Source organism: Xanthomonas rydalmerensis (genome assembly GCF_033170385.1).
GTDB lineage: Bacteria > Pseudomonadota > Gammaproteobacteria > Xanthomonadales > Xanthomonadaceae > Xanthomonas_A > Xanthomonas_A rydalmerensis.
Window position 1 is genome coordinate 2,070,951 of the sequence record NZ_CP126170.1, and the last position, 16,156, is coordinate 2,087,106.

The window sequence follows — 16,156 nt, forward strand, 5'->3', positions numbered from 1 at the left end:
GCCGCGACGCCGTCTTCAGGCCGGCGTCTTCAGAGCAGCCAGGCCACCGCGAACACCGCGAGCATCGCCAGCGCCAGGCCGAGTTTGGCGGCGGTGCCCAGCACGATCCCCAGCCAGGTGCCGACGCCGACCCGGGTCGCCTGGCGCAGTTCGCGGCCGTGCCAGTACTCCCCGGCCAGGGCGCCGACGAAGGGGCCGACGAACAGCCCGATCGGCATGAAGAACATGCCGGCGATCCCGCCCAGCACCGATCCCCACAGCGCCTTGCGACTGGCGCCGACGCGCTGCGCGCCGAACGCAGTGGCCAGCAGGTCGACCAGCAGCGACAGCGCGGTGAGCACGCCCAGCACGGTCAGCGTCGGCCAGCCGAGGCGTTGGAAGCCATCGGCCCAGGCCGCCAGCAGCATCCCGGCGAACATCAGCGGCGTGCCGGGCAGGGCCGGCAGCAGCACCCCCGCCAGCCCGACCAGCACCAGCAGCCCGGCGCACAGGTAATAGATGAACGCAGGGTCCACGTGGCTCACCGCGGGGGAGATTTGGGGGTTGACAGATGGGGTCTTTTTGCTGATTGCATTTTCATTTTGACCGGGGTAAGTTGCAGCCGCTGCGTTTGCAAAGGTCACCGTGAATCGTGGCCTGATGCGGTAGATCCATCGATCCGCTACATCGTTATACCTCGCTTCCTCCTTGCAACCAGCCGCCGCCCCCACGGCGTACCCACCCCTGAGACGAGTTCCAAGGAGTAAGTCCATCATGAACGGCACTGGCAATCGCGAAAACGGCACCGTGAAGTGGTTCAACGATGCCAAGGGTTTCGGTTTCATCAGCCGCGAAAACGGCGAGGACGTGTTCGTGCACTTCCGGGCCATCCAGACCCAGGGCTTCAAGAGCCTGAAGGAAGGCCAGAAGGTCAGCTTCACCGTGGTGCAGGGCCAGAAGGGCCTGCAGGCCGACGCGGTGCAGCCCATCTGAGGATTGCCGCGCGATGTGGCGCGCAGCAAAAAGGCCCGCATTGCGGGCCTTTTTGCGTTTTCAGGGGATATCGGATCAGCGCGGCACGACGCGCCCGTTGACCACGCGCACGTAGGTGTTCTCGCGCACCCCGGCCAGGTCGCGCTGGTTGACCACGATCACCCGGCCATCGTCCATCTGCACGTGCACGTCGTAGGTGTCGCTGGTGACGTTCTTCTGGATCTCGTTGCCGGCGAGCGCGCCGGCTGCCGCGCCGGCCACGGCGGACACGTTCTGGTTGCCCTTGCTGCCGCCGGTGTGGTCGGAAATCTCGTGGCCGGCGACCGCGCCGACGATGCCGCCCAGAATCGCGCCGGTCGCCGATGGCGCCGTGCGCCCGGACGCCACGGTGTCGATGCGGGTGACGATGCCGCAGTCGGCGCAGCGCGTCTGGGTGTAACCACCGCGCGCCGGCTGGCTGTAGCCGCCGCCGTACCCGCCGCCATAGCCGGGGGACGTGGCGCAGCCTGCCAGCGCCAGGGTCGCCACGGCAGCGGTGGCCATCAATTGGATCTTCATGGGTGCTCTCCTCAAACAGTGATGGAGCGCGGCGGCAGCGCCGCGTTCGCACGCATCCTGTCCACCCCTGCGTGAATGCAACGCCAACCCTGGCGGGTGCCGTTCAGCCTCGCGGCGGCTGGCGTCAGCGCCAATTCATCCACACGCACGGGTGTGGATCAGCACAAAAACCGGCCCGCAGGCACCGAGAGGGGTAACGGCGGGACAGCCTGAGCATCTGCCGGCGGATGATGGGAACAGCACGATGCCACGTCGCCAGCAAGGCACACCGGGTTTTATCGACACGGGCCACGCCACTTCGGCGAAACCCGCATGACCGGTCGGTGCCGATCCCGCCGGAGCCTCAGCGGAAATCGCGATGGCAGGCGTCGCAGCGTTCGTCGATCTGCTGGCGTGCCTGCGCCAGCGCGGCGCAGTCGGCCGGCGGTTGTGCCAGCGCCGCGTCCACGCCGGTGCGTAGCGCATCGGCGTGCTCGCGAAAGCGGCTGTCGTCGGCCAGGTCGGGGAATGCCGTGTCCAGCTCGTCGCCGAGCAGGCGCAACGTGCGCAGCCGCGCCTGCGGCCCCGCGCCGCTGCATTGTCGATGCGCGGTGTCGCGTTCGAGCAGCGCCAGTTGCTTGCCCATGACCTGCATCAGGCTGCGCGGGAACGGATCCTGCCGCGCCTGCACCGCACGCAGTGCCATCACCGTCAGCACCAGGCCGAGCAGCAGCCCGGCCAGCAACACGAACAGATAGCGGGACGCGGAGGCGGGCGGAGGCGGCTTGGCCATGGCGGCATGCGCGGCGGGAAAGGAATCCCGATGGTACGCCTGCCGTCGCCTGCGCAGCCCAGCGGCGCAATCCCGAATCCCGAATCCCCAATCCCCAATCCCCAATCCCCAATCCCGGCCCCACCGGCAATCCCCTAAAATGGGCGCATGAACGAACAATGGCGCGAGCGCTTCGCCGGCATCGACCGGCTCTACGGGCAAGGCACGATCGAGCGGCTGGCGCACTGCCGGGTGGCGGTGGTGGGCATGGGCGGGGTCGGCTCGTGGGTCGTCGAGGCCTTGGCGCGCTCGGCGGTCGGGCATCTGACCCTGATCGACGCCGACGACATCTGTGTGTCCAACACCAACCGGCAGCTGCCGGCGCTGGCCGGGCAGTACGGACGCAACAAGGCGGTGGCGATGGCCGAGCGCTGCGTAGCGATCAATCCGCAGATCGAGGCGCTCGCGGTCGAAGCGTTCCTGACGCCGACCAACATCGCCGAACTGCTCGATGCCGGCTTCGACCTGGTGATCGACGCCTGCGACAGCTTCCGGGTCAAGGTCGAGACCATCGCCTGGTGCCGGCGGCGCAAGCTGCCGCTGCTGACGGTGGGCTCGGCCGGCGGACGCACCGATCCGACCCTGGTGCGGATCCGCGACGTGTCGCGCACCGAGCACGACGCGATGCTGGCGCTGATCCGCAAGAAGCTGCGCAGCGAATTCAACTTCCCCAAGAACCCGCAGCGCTACTTCGGCGTGCCGGCGGTGTACTCGCTGGAGAACGTGCGCTATCCGCAGGCCGACGGCAGCGTCTGCGGACTGCGCCCAGTGTTGGGTCCGGATGCCGCCTTGAACCTGGACTGCGGCGCCGGGCTGGGCGCCGCCACGCACATCACCGGGGCCTTCGCCTTCGCCGCGGTCGGCAAGGCGCTGGAGATGCTGTTGAAGCGCGCCGCGGCGCGCGAGGCGGCGGCCGCCTGACGCCTGCTAGGTCGGCGCCGTCGCGCCGGTCGCCAGGTTGCGCTCGGTGGCCGCCTGCAGGACGGCCAGCCGTTCCAGGTCCTGCGCCGGCTGCGGCCGGCCGAACAGGAAGCCCTGGAAGTGCCGGCAGCCCATCGCCGAGAGCATCTCGCACTGCTGCGCCTCCTCGATGCCTTCGGCGAGCGCGACCATGCCCATCACCTCGGAGATCTCCACGATCTTGGCCAGCAGGCGCCGCGAGGACTCGTCGGCCTTGGCGTCGTTGACGAACTGCCGGTCGATCTTGAGTTTGGTGACCGGCAAGGTCCGGAGCATCGCCAGCGACGAGAAGCCGGTGCCGAAGTCATCCAGCGCCCAGCCGATGCCGAATGCCTTGAGTTCGTGCATCTTGGTGCGCACTCCGGCGGTGTCCACGTACAGCGCCGACTCGGTCAGTTCGAATTCCAGCGATGCCGGCGCCACGCCCTCGCTGCTGATCACCTGCTTCACCGAGGCCACGAAGTTGGGATCGAGCAACTGCACCGGGCTGACGTTCACCGCCACCACCAGCGCATGCAGGTCCGGCTCCTGCGACCAGCGCCGCAGCGTGCGGCAGACCTGACGCAGCACTTCCAGCCCCACTTCGCGGATCAACTGGCTCTCTTCGGCCAGCGGGATGAACTTGTCCGGGGTCAGCAACCTGCCGCTGGGATGGCGCCAGCGCACCAGCGCCTCGGCGCCGAGCATGCGGCCGTTCGCGTTGACCTGCGGCTGGTACAGCACCTCGATCTCGCCGTTGCCGACCGCACGCGACAGTTCCCGCTCCAGCGAAATGCGCGCGTTCACGTCGTTGCGGTAGATGTGCAGGATCGCCGCCAGCAGGCCGGCGGCGCAGGCAAGGTTGGAGATCGCGCCGAGCCGGCGCATCCCCAGCGGCGGCGAGGACGCCGGCGCCAGCCAGTCCAGTTCGCCCGAGCCGAACGCGACGAAGGCGCCCAGGCAGGCCATCGGGAACACCAGTGCGCGGTAGCGGCGGCTGCGGTCGAACACGAACAGCGCGCCGGCCGCCAACGGCAGGAAGAAGGTGTGCACCGAGCGCGGCACCGTGCCGATCGGCGCGTCGATGATCGAGATCACCAGTACCACGACGAAGATGCCGTGCGCCACCAGCGACAGCGAGGCCTCGTCGCAATGGCGGCGACGGCCGAGCGCGAGCAGCCCGACCGCAGTCAGTCCGACGAAGGCGAATGCCAGTTCTGGCCGCCCGTAGTACAGGTAGCACACGGTCCAGAAGGTGCCGAGTGTGGTGCACGAGACCCCGGCCAGGGTCAGGGTGCTGCGCATCTTGCGGCTGCGATTGCTGTCGCGGAACTTCAGAGAGACCCAGCTTTCGCCGTTGGAGGCGTGTTTTTCCGAATTCGCGACGCTTTTCATCGTCGCAGCGCCCGCCTATGCGCCGTCGTTGCTCGCACCGGAACGTCGGCGAAGCACGCGATCGCACACGTGCGCGGCGCGCTGTGGAGAAGCGGGTAGGGGATGCGGCTTGCCGGTTGTTTCACGCCAGGAGGATCCGATCTGCCAGAACGCGTGCCATCGAGCCGGCCGCCGAGCCTTTGCTGAGAGCGAACGGGTTCACACTCCGGTGCCTGGCGGACAAAAGATCCGCTCGCCGTTTCAGCGCGGTGCACAGTAGCAGAAGCAAGCGTGCCGAAACGCTATCGAAAGGCGACGTTCCGGCTGCTCAGTTCACAGTTTCGTGCGAAAGGTGCGCGGCAAGCGGATTTTCAGTGCGCTGGTGCGTCATGCGAGGGCGTTGGCCGCTCCGCGCGGTCCGCGATGGTGGTGGTTGCGGACGGCGGCGACACCGTGGCAAGGGCCGTCGACTGTCTGCGAGACAGTCCTGCGTCAGGCCGGATCGGTCGCGCCAGCGAGCGTGTCGGGCAAGCCGAACAGGCGTCGTGCATTGGCCGTGGTCTGTGCGGCGATGGAGGCGGCAGGTGCGTCGCGCAACTCGGCGATGGTGTCCAGCACCGTGCGCAGCCGCGCCGGTTCGTTGCGCTGGCCGCGGATCGACGCATCGGGCTGGTCCGGCGCATCGGTTTCCAGTAGCACCTGTTGCAACGGCACCACGGCCGCCAGCCGGCGCAGGCGCTGCGCGCGTTCGTAGGTGACCGGCCCGCCGAGGCCGATCAGGAAATCCAGCGATTGCAACTGCGCGGCCTGTTCGGCGCTGCCGGCGAAACTGTGCACCACGCCACGCAGGCGCCCGACCTGGCGGATCGCCAGGATCACCGCGTCCACCGCGCGCCTGGCGTGCACGATCACCGGCAGGTCGAACGCGCGCGCCAGCTGCAGTTGGCCGACGAAGTAACGCTGCTGCTCGGCTTCGTCCAATCCTTCGACGAAGAAGTCCAGGCCGCACTCGCCGATGGCGCAGGGACGCTCGCGTTCGATCCACTCGCCGAGCAACGGCAGGTGCTCGGGACGATGCTGGTCCAGAAACAGCGGATGCATGCCATACGCGGGATACAGGCCGGGGGCGGCCGCGCAGACCGCGCGCAGCTTGGGCCAGGACGCCGCGGTCACCGCCGGCACCACCTGCGCCCGCACGCCCGCCGCCTGCGCGCGTGCGATCACCGCGGCGCGGTCCGGGTCGAACTCCTCCGCATCCAGGTGGCAGTGGCTGTCGATCAGTTGCATGGCGCTCAGCGGCGCACGCGCTGCGCGGTGGAGGTCAGCGGTTCGGTGGCCGGCACCGGCGTGCGGGTCTTCCAGTTGGCCAGCAGCAGGGTGCCCAGGCCGAACACGATCTCGTCGATGAAGGGCACCGGATCGGGCAGCAGCACGCTCAGTACGAACAGGCCGGCGGTGATCTTGAACAGCGTCGGGTAGCGCAATTTGCCCGCCCAGCGCAGCAGCGGATAGACGATGGGATTGGGCATGGCACGTTCTCCGGGGCAGCGGTGGAAACGCTAACAGCCTCGATATGGCGACGTTCCGGCGGTGTTACCAGCCGCGGCGCCGGCGTATTGCTGAATAGGGAGCGGATTGGTTCAGCTTCCGCATGGTAATCACAGCACCGTAGACAACGCGGTCAGCCCGCAGGAGAGCACATATGAAAAGCACTACGACAACCGTTCTGGTCGCGGCTGGCGCCTTGCTGGTCGGCGGCGTGGCCACTGCGGCCTTCATGAACAATCGCGACAAACCCGTGGACGTCGCCAACAGCGACGTGCGCCCAGCCCTGGACAATACGCGCGGCGACAGCGCGCTGGACAACAGCGTCGGCGGCAAGCTGGAGTACGCCGACGTGGTGCGGGTCGACCCGATCACCCAGAAGCAGCAGCGCTACGCCGAGGTGATCGGCACCGAGCCGCTGCGCGAGACCTCCACCACCACGACGCCGCGCCAGGTGTGCAACGACGTGGTGGTGCAGGAGCGCTTGCCCGAGCGCGACGGCAACGTCGGCGGCACCGTGGTCGGCGCGCTGGTCGGCGGCCTGCTCGGCAACCAGGTCGGCCACGGCAATGGCCGCAAGGCCGCCACCGCGGCCGGCGCGGTGGCCGGCGGCTTCATCGGCAACCGCATCGACCAGAATCACGTCGGCGGCCGCGTGGTCGACCGCACCGAGCGCCAGTGCCACACAGAGAACAGCACGGCGCAGTCCTCGACCATCACCGGCTACAACGTGACCTACCGCAACGACGACGGCACCACCGGCACCATGCGCATGGACAGCAAGCCGGGCAACCGCATCGCCATGGGTTCGCAGGACGTGGTCAAGGGCTACGACGTGACCTACCGCTACGACGGCCAGGAAAAGACCGTGCGCATGGACGACCGCCCGAACAGCGACCGCCTGCCGGTGCTGGACGGCCGCCTGGTCACCCAGACCGCCTCGGCCGGCGACACCGCCGTCAGCCAGCGCTGAGTCGCAGTTTGGATGCACCCCCGAAGGCCGGCGCTTGCGCCGGCCTTCGTCTATCTGGAGGCGGTGGCGCGGGCGGGGCCGATACAATGCGGTTTTCGCCGTGGACACCGCCATGCCCCTGCCTTGCGACGATCTGTTCGACGTAGCCGCGCTGCTCAGCGAGGAGGAGCGTGCGATCCAGCAGGCGGTGGCGCGCTTCGTCGATGCCAAGGTGCTGCCGGTGATCGGCGATGCGTTCGACCAGGCGCGGTTCCCGCGCGAACTGGTGCCGGAACTGGCGGAGCTGGGACTGCTCGGCGCCAGCCTGCCGGTCGGGCAGGGCGGCGGCGGCCTCAACGCGGTCTGCTACGGCCTGATCTGCCAGGAACTGGAGCGCGGCGACAGCGGCCTGCGCAGCTTCGTCAGCGTGCAATCCTCGCTGTGCATGTATCCGATCCACGCCTACGGCAGCGAGGCGCAACGCCAGCGCTGGCTGCCGGCGATGGCCGCCGGCACCGCGATCGGCTGCTTCGGCCTGACCGAGTCCCAGGGCGGCTCCGACCCGGCGGCGATGCAGACCCGCGCGGTGCGCGACGGCGACGGCTGGCGCCTGAGCGGCAGCAAGATGTGGATCACCAACGGCAGCATCGCCGACGTGGCGATCGTGTGGGCGCAGACCGAGGACGGCATCCAGGGCTTCCTGGTCGAGGCCGGCACGCCGGGCTTCGGCACCCAGGACATCGCGCACAAGATGAGCCTGCGCGCCTCGGTGACCTCGGCGCTGTTCTTCGATGAGGTGCGCCTGCCCGACAGCCAGCGCCTGCCTGGGGTGCGCGGGCTGAAAGGACCGCTGGGCTGCCTGACCCAGGCCCGCTACGGCATCAGCTGGGGCGCGATCGGCGCGGCCATCGCCTGCCTGCGCGAGGCGCTGGCCTACGCCGGCGAGCGCATGCTGTTCGGGCGGCCGCTGGCGGCGACCCAGAGCGCGCAGATCAAGCTCGCCGACATGGCGCGGCGCATCGCCACCGCGCAGTTGCTGGCGCTGCAACTGGGCCGGCTCAAGGATGCCGGCACGCTGCAGCCGGCGCAGGTGTCGCTGGCCAAGTGGAACAACGTGCGCATGGCCCTGGACATCGCCCGCGAGTGCCGCGACCTGCTCGGCGGCGCCGGCATCACCACCGACTACGGCGCGATCCGGCATGCCCTGAACCTGGAATCGGTGATCACCTACGAGGGCACCGAGACCGTGCACCAACTGGTGGTCGGCCGCGAACTGACCGGCATCAATGCGTTTTGAACCCATGGCCCGCGCGCGGCGCGGGCCCGTTTTGCAGGAGAACCGACGATGAGTGTCTTCGATGTGCGCGTGGAAACCGAGCGCCTGTTGCTGCGTCCGCCGACCGCCGAGGATTTCGCGGCGTTCTGCGCATTTTCCGCCGATGCGCAGACCATGCATCACCTCGGCGGCGTGCAGGCGCCGTCGGTCGTCTGGCGCGGCCTGGCGACGATGGTCGGCAGCTGGCAGTTGCAGGGCTTTGCGATGTTCTCGGTGATCGAGAAGCGCAGCGGGCAGTGGATCGGCCGGGTCGGTCCCTGGCAGCCGCACGGCTGGCCGGGCACGGAGGTCGGTTGGGGCATCGCGCGTGCGTACTGGGGCCATGGCTATGCGCCGGAGGCGGCCGCGGCGTCGATCGACTGGGCGTTCGCGCAGTTGGGCTGGAGCGAGGTGATCCATGTGATCGCACCGGACAACGCCAACTCCAAGGCGGTGGCGAGCAAGCTCGGTTCGCAGTATCTGCGTCCCGGGCAATTGCCGGAGCCGCTGCCGCAGGAGCCGATCGAGGTTTGGGGCCAGTCGCGCGCGCAATGGCAGGCGCGGCGCTGACCCGCGGCCGCGGCGGAGCGTCGTCCGGGGGCCGAGGCCCCGCTCTTGCGAATCCCCATTCCCGACTCCCCAATCCCGATCCCGCAAGCAAGGAGCGGCACATGGCATCCGAACGTTTCCCCCTGACCGTGTACGGCATGGCGCTGTCCGGCAATTGCTACAAGGTGCGGCTGTTGCTGGAACAGCTCGGCTGCGCCTACCGTTGGGTGGAGATCGACAGCGCCAACGGCCAGACCCGCACCCCGGCGTTCCTGGCGAAGAATCCCAACGGCAAGGTGCCGCTGCTGGAGCGCGAGGACGGGCGCGTGCTGGCCGAATCCAATGCCATCCTGTGCTGGCTGGCCGAGGGCACCGCGTATCTGCCCGCCGATTCCTGGCAGCGCGCGCAGGCGCTGAGCTGGCTGTTCTTCGAGCAGTACAGCCATGAACCCTACGTGGCGGTGGCGCGCTTCGTCTGCGGCTGGACGCCGCCCGACTCGCCGCGCCGCGCGGAGTTGCCGCGCCTGCGCGAGGGCGCGATGCGGGCGCTGGCGGTGATGGAGCAGCATCTGCAGACGCAGGCCTGGTTCACCGGCCCGGCCTACGGCATCGCCGACATCGCGCTGTTCGCCTACACCCACTGCGCCGGCGATGCCGGGATCGCGCTGGCGCACTATCCGGCGCTGTGCGACTGGCTGCAGCGGGTGCGCGCGACGCCGGGTTTCGTGGCGCTGCCGGAGTTGCCGGACGACGTGCGCGCGCGTCTGGCGCTGAGCGGAACGCAGGCGGCGTTCACCTGACTGCCGCGCGCTGGCGGCTAGCCTGCAGGTCCATTCGGTCAGGAGCAACGCCATGAGCCAGTACCGCATCGCCGTCTTCGTCGGCAGCCTGCGCAAGGAATCGTTCAACCGGCGCCTGGCGCACGCGCTGGAGCAACTTGCCGGCGACCGTGCCAGTTTCGAGTACGTCGAGATCGGCGACCTGCCGCTGTACAACCAGGACCACGACCACGACTACCCGGCGCAGGGCCGGCGCCTGAAGACGCAGGTCAGCAACGCCGACGCGGTGCTGTTCGTGACACCGGAATACAACCGCTCCATCCCCGGCGTGCTCAAGAACGCCATCGACCTGGGCTCGCGTCCGTATGGCGAGAGCGCCTTCGCCGGCAAGCCGGCGGCGGTGTGCGGGACCTCGCCGGGGGCGATCGGCACGGCCATGGCGCAGCAGCACCTGCGCAACGTGCTGGCCTATCTGGACATGCCGGTGTTGGGCCAGCCGGAGATCTTTCTGCAGTTCAAGGAAGGCCTGATCGCCGAGGACGGCACGATCGACGACGAGCGCACGCGCAAATTCCTCGCCGGCTTCGTCGACAAATTCGTCGCCTGGATCGACGAACTGCAGGCCTGAGCGCTGCCGCGGCATGTGCCGTCGGTGGCGCACGGGCAGGGCGGGGCGAGCCTTGTGCGGCGGGGCATCGGCGAGGTTCTCAACCGCTTGTCCCCAGACTTGTCCCCAGCCCTGGCGCGCGGCGGCGACGCTCGCGGCGCCACCCTGGGGACACGCCCTAGCCGCAGCCGGGCGCGGCGACTAAAATCGGCGCCCGGGCCGCGGTGAGGCCGCGCCCGGCGCCCGCGCCCCACAGAGAAGACCCAGCCTATGTCCGCCCGTCCCGGCTACCGCGGCGATCGCAAGAGCGAACGCAGCGAACGCAGCGAGCCGCGTCTCGACCAGTTGCGCGTGCCGCCGCACTCGACCGAGGCCGAACAGGCCGTGCTCGGCGGCCTGATGCTGGCGCCGGATGCCTATGACCGGGTCAACGATCAGCTCACCGACAACGATTTCTATCGGCGCGATCACCAACTGATCTATCGCGCGATCCGCGAGCTGGCCGAGAAGGGACGCCCGTTCGACGCGGTGACCCTGGGTGAATGGTTCGAATCGCAAGGCAAGCTGGAGATGGTTGGCGACGGCGCCTACCTGATCGAACTGGCCAGCACCACGCCCTCGGCGGCCAACATCGTCGCCTATGCGGAAATCGTCCGCGACAAGGCGGTGCTGCGGCAGTTGATCGAGGTCGGCACCACCATCGTCAACGACGGCTTCCAGCCGGAAGGGCGCGAGAGTTCGGAACTGCTGGCGTCGGCGGAAAAGGCCGTGTTCCAGATCGCCGAGGCCGGCGCGCGCGGACGCAGCGACTTCGTGGCGATGCCCGGCGCGTTGAAGGACGCGTTCGAGGAACTGCGCAACCGCTTCGAGAACGGCGGCAACATCACCGGCCTGCCGACCGGCTACAACGACTTCGACGCGATGACCGCCGGCCTGCAGCCGACCGACCTGATCATCCTCGCCGCACGTCCGGCGATGGGCAAGACCACCTTCGCGCTGAACATCGCCGAGTACGCGGCGATCAAGTCGAAGAAGGCGGTGGCGGTGTTCTCGATGGAAATGTCCGCCTCGCAGCTGGCGATGCGCCTGATTTCCTCCAACGGCCGCATCAATGCGCAGCGCCTGCGTACCGGCCAGCTCGAGGACGAGGACTGGGCACGGGTCACCGGCGCGATCAAGATGCTCAAGGAGACCAAGATCTTCATCGACGACACGCCGGGCGTGTCGCCGGAAGTGCTGCGTTCCAAAGCGCGTCGGCTCAAGCGCGAGCACGACCTGGGCCTGATCGTGATCGACTACCTGCAGCTGATGTCGGTGCCGGGCAACAGCGAGAACCGCGCGACTGAGATTTCGGAGATCTCGCGTTCGCTCAAGGGCCTGGCCAAGGAGCTGGGGGTGCCGGTGATCGCGCTGTCGCAGCTCAACCGCTCGCTGGAAACGCGCACCGACAAGCGCCCGGTGATGGCCGACCTGCGCGAATCGGGCGCGATCGAGCAGGACGCGGACATGATCGTGTTCATCTACCGCGACGACTACTACAACAAGGAAAATTCGCCGGACAAGGGCCTGGCCGAAATCATCATCGGCAAGCACCGCGGCGGCCCGACCGGGTCGTGCAAGCTCAAGTTCTTCGGCGAATACACCCGCTTCGACAATCTCGCCCACGATTCGGTGGGTGCGTTCGAGTAAGCCCGCGCGCCGCACGCACTCCACCTGACAGCGCGGCGCCCGCAACGTTCCGGGCGCCGGCTCGGTGGCGTGACGCGACGATCAGTAGGGAATCTCGATCTCGGCGTTGCTGGTGGCGTCGTAGGTGTTGGCGCCGTACTCGGCGTGGTGGGTGCAGACCACGGTGATCTTGCGGTAGATCCCGTAGACGAAGTTGGACGTGAAGTGCACGTCCACCAGTGCACCGTTGCCTTCCTCGTCGTAATCGGTGGTGTAGCCGTTGCCGAACGGGTCGTAGGCGTTGCAGCGCACGTTGATGTAGCGGGCGTCGACGCGATCGTTGTTGGCGTTGGCGAAGCGCGAGTAGGCGCGGATCTTCAGGCGCTTGCCGCCGGCGGGGCGGTTGTCGGACTCGTAGCCCTGGTTCTGGATCACGCCCTGCAGCGTGTAGACCGGCGTGCTGCCGCCGCCGCTGCCCGGCGGTTGGTAGCCGCAGGAGCCCGGGCCTTCCTCGATCTCGGTACTGCAGGCCATCGCCAGCGGGGCGGCGAGGCTCAGTGCCAGGGTGAGGGCGGCTTTTGCGATGCGCTTGTCCATGGGTGTTGCTCTCCTGAGGTCATTGCGGATGTCGGCGATGGGCATGGCCGTGCTGCGCCGTTCGCTGCCCGCAGCGCGTCCGCGGCCCTGGCGATGCAGGGCCGGGCGCGCGGGCGGTTCGGGGCGCACGCAACCGCGCTCACCGGTCGTGGTGGCCGTGAGGTCGCAGAGGCGATGGCGGATGTTCCCCGTGCGCGCGAAATGGCCGTGGCCATGTCGTGCGCGGTGCAGCGAAAGCACGGATGACGTCCTTCCCCGAACGTCATCCGACAGTAGCGGTCGCGGCGCCGCTTCGACATGACGGCGCCCGCCTCGGCGTTATAGCAGGGCAGGCGAGGCGCACGAGCGCGGCGTGTGGCGATGTCTACGAAATCCTGTCAGTGCGCACTCGCCGGGCCAGCACCGGCACCGCCACCGGCAGCGTCCAAGCGCGTGTGGTTCGCGTCGCGGCATGCTCACCTGGCCGCTGCACGCGATTCGTATCATGGCGCGTCCTTCGCTGCGTCCCCTCGCATGAGCTACGCCATCGTCTGGTTCCGGCGCGATCTGCGCCTGCACGATCAACCCGCCTTGCAGGCTGCGCTGGATGCCGGGCACACGCCGGTGCCGGTGTATCTTCACAGCCCGGAGGACGAGGGTGCCTGGGCCGCAGGCGCGGCCTCGCGTCGCTGGCTGCAGCGCTCGCTGGCGGCACTGGACGCGCAACTGCGCGAATGCGGTTCGCGCCTGATCCTGCGCCAGGGCCCGGCCGAAACCGCATTGCGCCAGGTGATCGCTGAGTGCGGCGCCGTAGCGGTGTACTGGAACCGCCGCTACGAGCCGGCCACGCAGCCGCGCGATGCGCGGCTCAAGCGCGAATTGCGCGAGCAGGGCCTGGAGGTGCACAGCCACAACAGCGCGTTGCTGTTCGAACCCTGGCAACTGGCGACGCAGCAGGGCGGCCCGTACAAGGTGTTCACCCCGTTCTGGCGCAGCGCCTTGAGCCATTGGCAGGTGCCGGCACTGCAGCCTGCGCCGAAGACGTTGCCGCCGCTGCCCGCGGAGCTGGAGAGTCTGCCGCTTGAGCGGCTCGGCCTGGCGCCGGCACTGGACTGGGATCGCGGCTTCTGGGAAGTCTGGCAGCCGGGCGAGGCGGGCGCGCACGAGGCGCTGGACGTGTTCGTCGATGGCGCGCTGCGCGACTACCTCGCCGGCCGCGACCGCCCCGACCAGGTCGGTACCTCGCGGTTGTCGCCGCATCTGCATTTCGGCGAGATCGCGCCGTGGCGCATCGTTGCGACGCTGGAACAGCAGCGCCGCGCCGCCACCGCCGCGGCGATCGACGGCTACATCCGCCAGCTCGGCTGGCGCGACTTCGCCCATCATTTGCTGCACCACTTTCCCGAGACGCCCGAGCGCAATCTCAATCCGCGCTTCGATCGCTTCCGCTGGGCGAAGCCGGATGCGGCGAAACTGCACGCGTGGCAGCGCGGACGCACCGGCGTGCCGATCGTCGATGCCGGCCTGCGCGAGTTGTGGCACACCGGCTGGATGCACAACCGCGTGCGCATGATCGTCGCCAGCTACCTGTGCAAGCACCTGCGCGTGCATTGGTCCGAGGGCGCGCGCTGGTTCTGGGACACCCTGGTCGATGCCGACCTGGCCAACAACACCCTGGGCTGGCAGTGGGTGGCCGGCACCGGCGCCGATGCCGCGCCGTATTTCCGGGTGTTCAATCCGGTGACGCAGGCGCAGAAGTTCGATCCGAAGGGCGAGTACATCGCGCGCTGGGTGCCGGAGCTGGCGGCGCTGCCGTTGGCCGACCGCTTCGCGCCCTGGCAGGCGCCGCAGCGGCTGGCGCACGCTGCGCCGCAGTATCCGCGGCAGCCGATCGTGGACCTGGCGGCCGGCCGCGATGCGGCATTGGCCGCCTACCGCGAGACCGCCGCCGGCTGAAGTGCTGCGTTGCACTGGCGGAGCGCACGTGCAGCGCGAGGCGCGCGATTGACGCCCTTCGCCGGCGCATGATTCACTCCGGGCTCGGACAGGAGCCCGCATGGCCACCAGCTCAGCTCGCCGCAAGCCGCAGCGCGAACCGATGTCGCGCGTGGACACCGCCTGGTTGCGGATGGACCGGCCGACCAACCCGATGATGATCACCGGCGTGCTGATGTTCGACGAGCCGCTGACCTTGCCTGCGCTCAAGCAACTGGTGCGCAAGCGCTTCCTGGCCTTCCCGCGGTTCCTGCAGAAGCCGGTGGAAACCGCCACCGGCGCCTACTGGCAGCGCGACGACGATTTCGACCTGGACTGGCACGTGCGCCTGTCGGCCTTGCCCGGGCGCGGCCAGAAGAAGGCACTGGAGCGCTTCGCCGGGCAGATGGCGTCCACGCCCTTGGACAAGACCAAGCCGCTGTGGCAGTTCCACCTGATCGAACGCTACGAAGGCGGCTCGGCGCTGGTGGCGCGCATCCACCACAGCTATGCCGATGGCATCGCCCTGGTGCAGGTGCTGCTGTCGCTGACCGATACCCAGCGCATCCCGGAGCCGTCGGCGCAGCTCGAGCGCGCCTGGCTCAAGGACGACGGCAAGGAAGTGGTGCGTCGCGTCGGCGCGGTCGACCGCTATCTCAAGCTCGGCGGGCGCATGCTCGACAAGGGCCGGGCCATGGCGCAGGACCCGAACCTGCCGCAGATGCTGGCCCGCGAAGGCGGACTGATCGGCCGCGAGCTGGTCAATGCCTTGCTGCTGGCCGACGATCCGCCGACGCTGCTGCGCGGGCGCCTGGGCGTCAGCAAGCGCGTGGCCTGGGCCGAGCCGCTGGACCTGGACGAGGTCAAGGCGGTCGGCCGCGCCTGCGACTGCACGGTCAACGACGTGCTGATGGCGACCATGGCCGGCGCCCTGCGCGATTACATGCTCGAACGCGGCGAACGCCTGGACGGGGTGACCCTGCGCGCCACCGTGCCGGTCAACCTGCGGCCGCTGGAGCACGCACGCAAGCTCGGCAACCACTTCGGCCTGGTGTTCCTGGACCTGCCGGTGGGCGAGGCCAATCCGGTGCGGCGCCTGCAGTGCGTGGCCGCGTCGATGCAGCAGCTCAAGCAGTCGCGCCAGGCGATGGTGGTGTTCGGCCTGCTGGCGGCGGTGGGCATGGCGCCGGCGGCGCTGCAGTCGGCGGCGCTGGACCTGTTCAGCCGCAAGGCCACCACCGTGGCGACCAACGTGCCGGGCCCGCAGCAGCCGCTGTACCTGGCCGGCAGCCGCGTGCGCGAGATGATGTTCTGGGTGCCGCAGACCGGTTCGATCGGCGTCGGCGTATCGATCATGAGCTACAACCACCGCGTGCATTTCGGCCTGATCGGCGATGCGCGGCTGATTCCCGATCCGGACGCGGTGATGCGCCGGGTCGGTGCCGAATTCGAGAAGCTGCTGTATCTGGCGCTGATGGGCGATTGGGAGCAACCGCTGCGCGCGGCCGACGCCGAAGCCCTGCTGCCGTCTTCCTGA

General features: G+C 68.9%; 17 protein-coding genes. 10 read left to right on the forward strand and 7 right to left on the reverse strand.

All coding sequences use genetic code 11. The features are described from left to right. Window positions 1-29: 29 nt before the first annotated feature. Entirely contained in the window at window positions 30-515 is a 486-nt protein-coding gene (locus QN245_RS08585; RefSeq protein ID WP_160969447.1) for a DUF456 domain-containing protein, read from the reverse strand. A 238-nt stretch (window positions 516-753) separates the two neighbouring features. Between QN245_RS08585 and QN245_RS08590 the strand changes: the two genes are divergently transcribed. Beyond that, window positions 754-972: a cold-shock protein gene (locus QN245_RS08590; protein WP_184447695.1), complete on the forward strand. Its 219-nt coding sequence runs from the start codon at window positions 754-756 to the stop codon at window positions 970-972. A gap of 75 nt (window positions 973-1,047) precedes the next feature. On the opposite strand, the gene QN245_RS08595 is transcribed toward QN245_RS08590, so the two are convergent. Together QN245_RS08595 and QN245_RS08600 are read right to left on the reverse strand one after the other, a co-directional pair. After that, window positions 1,048-1,530, reverse strand: coding sequence for a glycine zipper 2TM domain-containing protein (locus QN245_RS08595; RefSeq protein ID WP_184646621.1), 483 nt, complete (start codon window positions 1,528-1,530; stop codon window positions 1,048-1,050). Window positions 1,531-1,873: 343 nt separating this feature from the next. Beyond that, window positions 1,874-2,302, reverse strand: coding sequence for a hypothetical protein (locus QN245_RS08600; RefSeq protein ID WP_317845063.1), 429 nt, complete (start codon window positions 2,300-2,302; stop codon window positions 1,874-1,876). Between the two features lie 147 nt (window positions 2,303-2,449). Here QN245_RS08600 and QN245_RS08605 point away from each other — a divergent pair, with 147 nt between their 5' ends. Beyond that, window positions 2,450-3,262, forward strand: a complete 813-nt coding sequence (locus tag QN245_RS08605) for a tRNA threonylcarbamoyladenosine dehydratase (protein WP_160969441.1) — start codon at window positions 2,450-2,452, stop codon at window positions 3,260-3,262. Between the two features lie 6 nt (window positions 3,263-3,268). Here QN245_RS08605 and QN245_RS08610 read toward each other — a convergent pair whose 3' ends face one another. The 3 genes from QN245_RS08610 to QN245_RS08620 form a co-directional block, all read right to left on the reverse strand. Next, window positions 3,269-4,675: a putative bifunctional diguanylate cyclase/phosphodiesterase gene (locus QN245_RS08610; protein ID WP_184447698.1), complete on the reverse strand. Its 1,407-nt coding sequence runs from the start codon at window positions 4,673-4,675 to the stop codon at window positions 3,269-3,271. A gap of 471 nt (window positions 4,676-5,146) precedes the next feature. Beyond that, window positions 5,147-5,941: a TatD family hydrolase gene (locus QN245_RS08615; protein WP_317845064.1), complete on the reverse strand. Its 795-nt coding sequence runs from the start codon at window positions 5,939-5,941 to the stop codon at window positions 5,147-5,149. A 5-nt stretch (window positions 5,942-5,946) separates the two neighbouring features. Then, a complete protein-coding gene (locus tag QN245_RS08620) occupies window positions 5,947-6,183 on the reverse strand; it encodes a DUF6116 family protein (protein WP_317845065.1) in 237 nt (78 codons plus the stop codon). Between the two features lie 173 nt (window positions 6,184-6,356). Here QN245_RS08620 and QN245_RS08625 point away from each other — a divergent pair, with 173 nt between their 5' ends. From QN245_RS08625 to QN245_RS08650, 6 genes are all read left to right on the forward strand, one after another. After that, on the forward strand, window positions 6,357-7,172 hold the full coding sequence (locus tag QN245_RS08625) for a glycine zipper 2TM domain-containing protein (RefSeq protein WP_160969435.1): 816 nt from the start codon (window positions 6,357-6,359) through the stop codon (window positions 7,170-7,172). Between the two features lie 112 nt (window positions 7,173-7,284). Beyond that, entirely contained in the window at window positions 7,285-8,448 is a 1,164-nt protein-coding gene (locus QN245_RS08630) for an acyl-CoA dehydrogenase family protein (RefSeq protein ID WP_425612928.1), read from the forward strand. Window positions 8,449-8,496: 48 nt separating this feature from the next. Then, on the forward strand, window positions 8,497-9,036 hold the full coding sequence (locus tag QN245_RS08635; RefSeq protein WP_184646632.1) for a GNAT family N-acetyltransferase: 540 nt from the start codon (window positions 8,497-8,499) through the stop codon (window positions 9,034-9,036). A gap of 101 nt (window positions 9,037-9,137) precedes the next feature. After that, window positions 9,138-9,815, forward strand: coding sequence for a glutathione S-transferase family protein (locus tag QN245_RS08640; RefSeq protein WP_317845067.1), 678 nt, complete (start codon window positions 9,138-9,140; stop codon window positions 9,813-9,815). Between the two features lie 52 nt (window positions 9,816-9,867). Continuing rightward, window positions 9,868-10,422 carry an NADPH-dependent FMN reductase gene (locus tag QN245_RS08645; RefSeq protein WP_317845068.1) on the forward strand — a complete coding sequence of 185 codons (555 nt, stop codon included), beginning with the start codon at window positions 9,868-9,870 and terminating at the stop codon, window positions 10,420-10,422. Between the two features lie 249 nt (window positions 10,423-10,671). Then, entirely contained in the window at window positions 10,672-12,090 is a 1,419-nt protein-coding gene (locus tag QN245_RS08650; RefSeq protein ID WP_048491354.1) for a replicative DNA helicase, read from the forward strand. An 81-nt stretch (window positions 12,091-12,171) separates the two neighbouring features. Here QN245_RS08650 and QN245_RS08655 read toward each other — a convergent pair whose 3' ends face one another. Next, window positions 12,172-12,666, reverse strand: coding sequence for a hypothetical protein (locus QN245_RS08655; RefSeq protein ID WP_167087769.1), 495 nt, complete (start codon window positions 12,664-12,666; stop codon window positions 12,172-12,174). A 513-nt stretch (window positions 12,667-13,179) separates the two neighbouring features. Between QN245_RS08655 and QN245_RS08660 the strand changes: the two genes are divergently transcribed. Together QN245_RS08660 and QN245_RS08665 are read left to right on the forward strand one after the other, a co-directional pair. After that, window positions 13,180-14,601 (forward strand): cryptochrome/photolyase family protein, encoded by a 1,422-nt coding sequence (locus QN245_RS08660; protein WP_317845069.1) that lies wholly within the window; start codon window positions 13,180-13,182, stop codon window positions 14,599-14,601. 100 nt (window positions 14,602-14,701) lie between these two features. After that, entirely contained in the window at window positions 14,702-16,156 is a 1,455-nt protein-coding gene (locus QN245_RS08665; RefSeq protein WP_317845070.1) for a WS/DGAT/MGAT family O-acyltransferase, read from the forward strand.

What these genes read in the sequence shown, in the direction of transcription:
- QN245_RS08655 (WP_167087769.1), bottom strand. Translation starts at nt 12,666, where the DNA reads ATGGACAAGCGCATCGCAAAAGCCGCCCTCACCCTGGCACTGAGCCTC.
- QN245_RS08590 (WP_184447695.1), top strand. Translation starts at nt 754, where the DNA reads ATGAACGGCACTGGCAATCGCGAAAACGGCACCGTGAAGTGGTTCAAC.
- QN245_RS08600 (WP_317845063.1), bottom strand. Translation starts at nt 2,302, where the DNA reads ATGGCCAAGCCGCCTCCGCCCGCCTCCGCGTCCCGCTATCTGTTCGTG.
- QN245_RS08645 (WP_317845068.1), top strand. Translation starts at nt 9,868, where the DNA reads ATGAGCCAGTACCGCATCGCCGTCTTCGTCGGCAGCCTGCGCAAGGAA.
- QN245_RS08615 (WP_317845064.1), bottom strand. Translation starts at nt 5,941, where the DNA reads ATGCAACTGATCGACAGCCACTGCCACCTGGATGCGGAGGAGTTCGAC.
- QN245_RS08625 (WP_160969435.1), top strand. Translation starts at nt 6,357, where the DNA reads ATGAAAAGCACTACGACAACCGTTCTGGTCGCGGCTGGCGCCTTGCTG.
- QN245_RS08595 (WP_184646621.1), bottom strand. Translation starts at nt 1,530, where the DNA reads ATGAAGATCCAATTGATGGCCACCGCTGCCGTGGCGACCCTGGCGCTG.
- QN245_RS08640 (WP_317845067.1), top strand. Translation starts at nt 9,138, where the DNA reads ATGGCATCCGAACGTTTCCCCCTGACCGTGTACGGCATGGCGCTGTCC.
- QN245_RS08660 (WP_317845069.1), top strand. Translation starts at nt 13,180, where the DNA reads ATGAGCTACGCCATCGTCTGGTTCCGGCGCGATCTGCGCCTGCACGAT.
- QN245_RS08605 (WP_160969441.1), top strand. Translation starts at nt 2,450, where the DNA reads ATGAACGAACAATGGCGCGAGCGCTTCGCCGGCATCGACCGGCTCTAC.
- QN245_RS08665 (WP_317845070.1), top strand. Translation starts at nt 14,702, where the DNA reads ATGGCCACCAGCTCAGCTCGCCGCAAGCCGCAGCGCGAACCGATGTCG.
- QN245_RS08630 (WP_425612928.1), top strand. Translation starts at nt 7,285, where the DNA reads ATGCCCCTGCCTTGCGACGATCTGTTCGACGTAGCCGCGCTGCTCAGC.
- QN245_RS08650 (WP_048491354.1), top strand. Translation starts at nt 10,672, where the DNA reads ATGTCCGCCCGTCCCGGCTACCGCGGCGATCGCAAGAGCGAACGCAGC.
- QN245_RS08620 (WP_317845065.1), bottom strand. Translation starts at nt 6,183, where the DNA reads ATGCCCAATCCCATCGTCTATCCGCTGCTGCGCTGGGCGGGCAAATTG.
- QN245_RS08610 (WP_184447698.1), bottom strand. Translation starts at nt 4,675, where the DNA reads ATGAAAAGCGTCGCGAATTCGGAAAAACACGCCTCCAACGGCGAAAGC.
- QN245_RS08635 (WP_184646632.1), top strand. Translation starts at nt 8,497, where the DNA reads ATGAGTGTCTTCGATGTGCGCGTGGAAACCGAGCGCCTGTTGCTGCGT.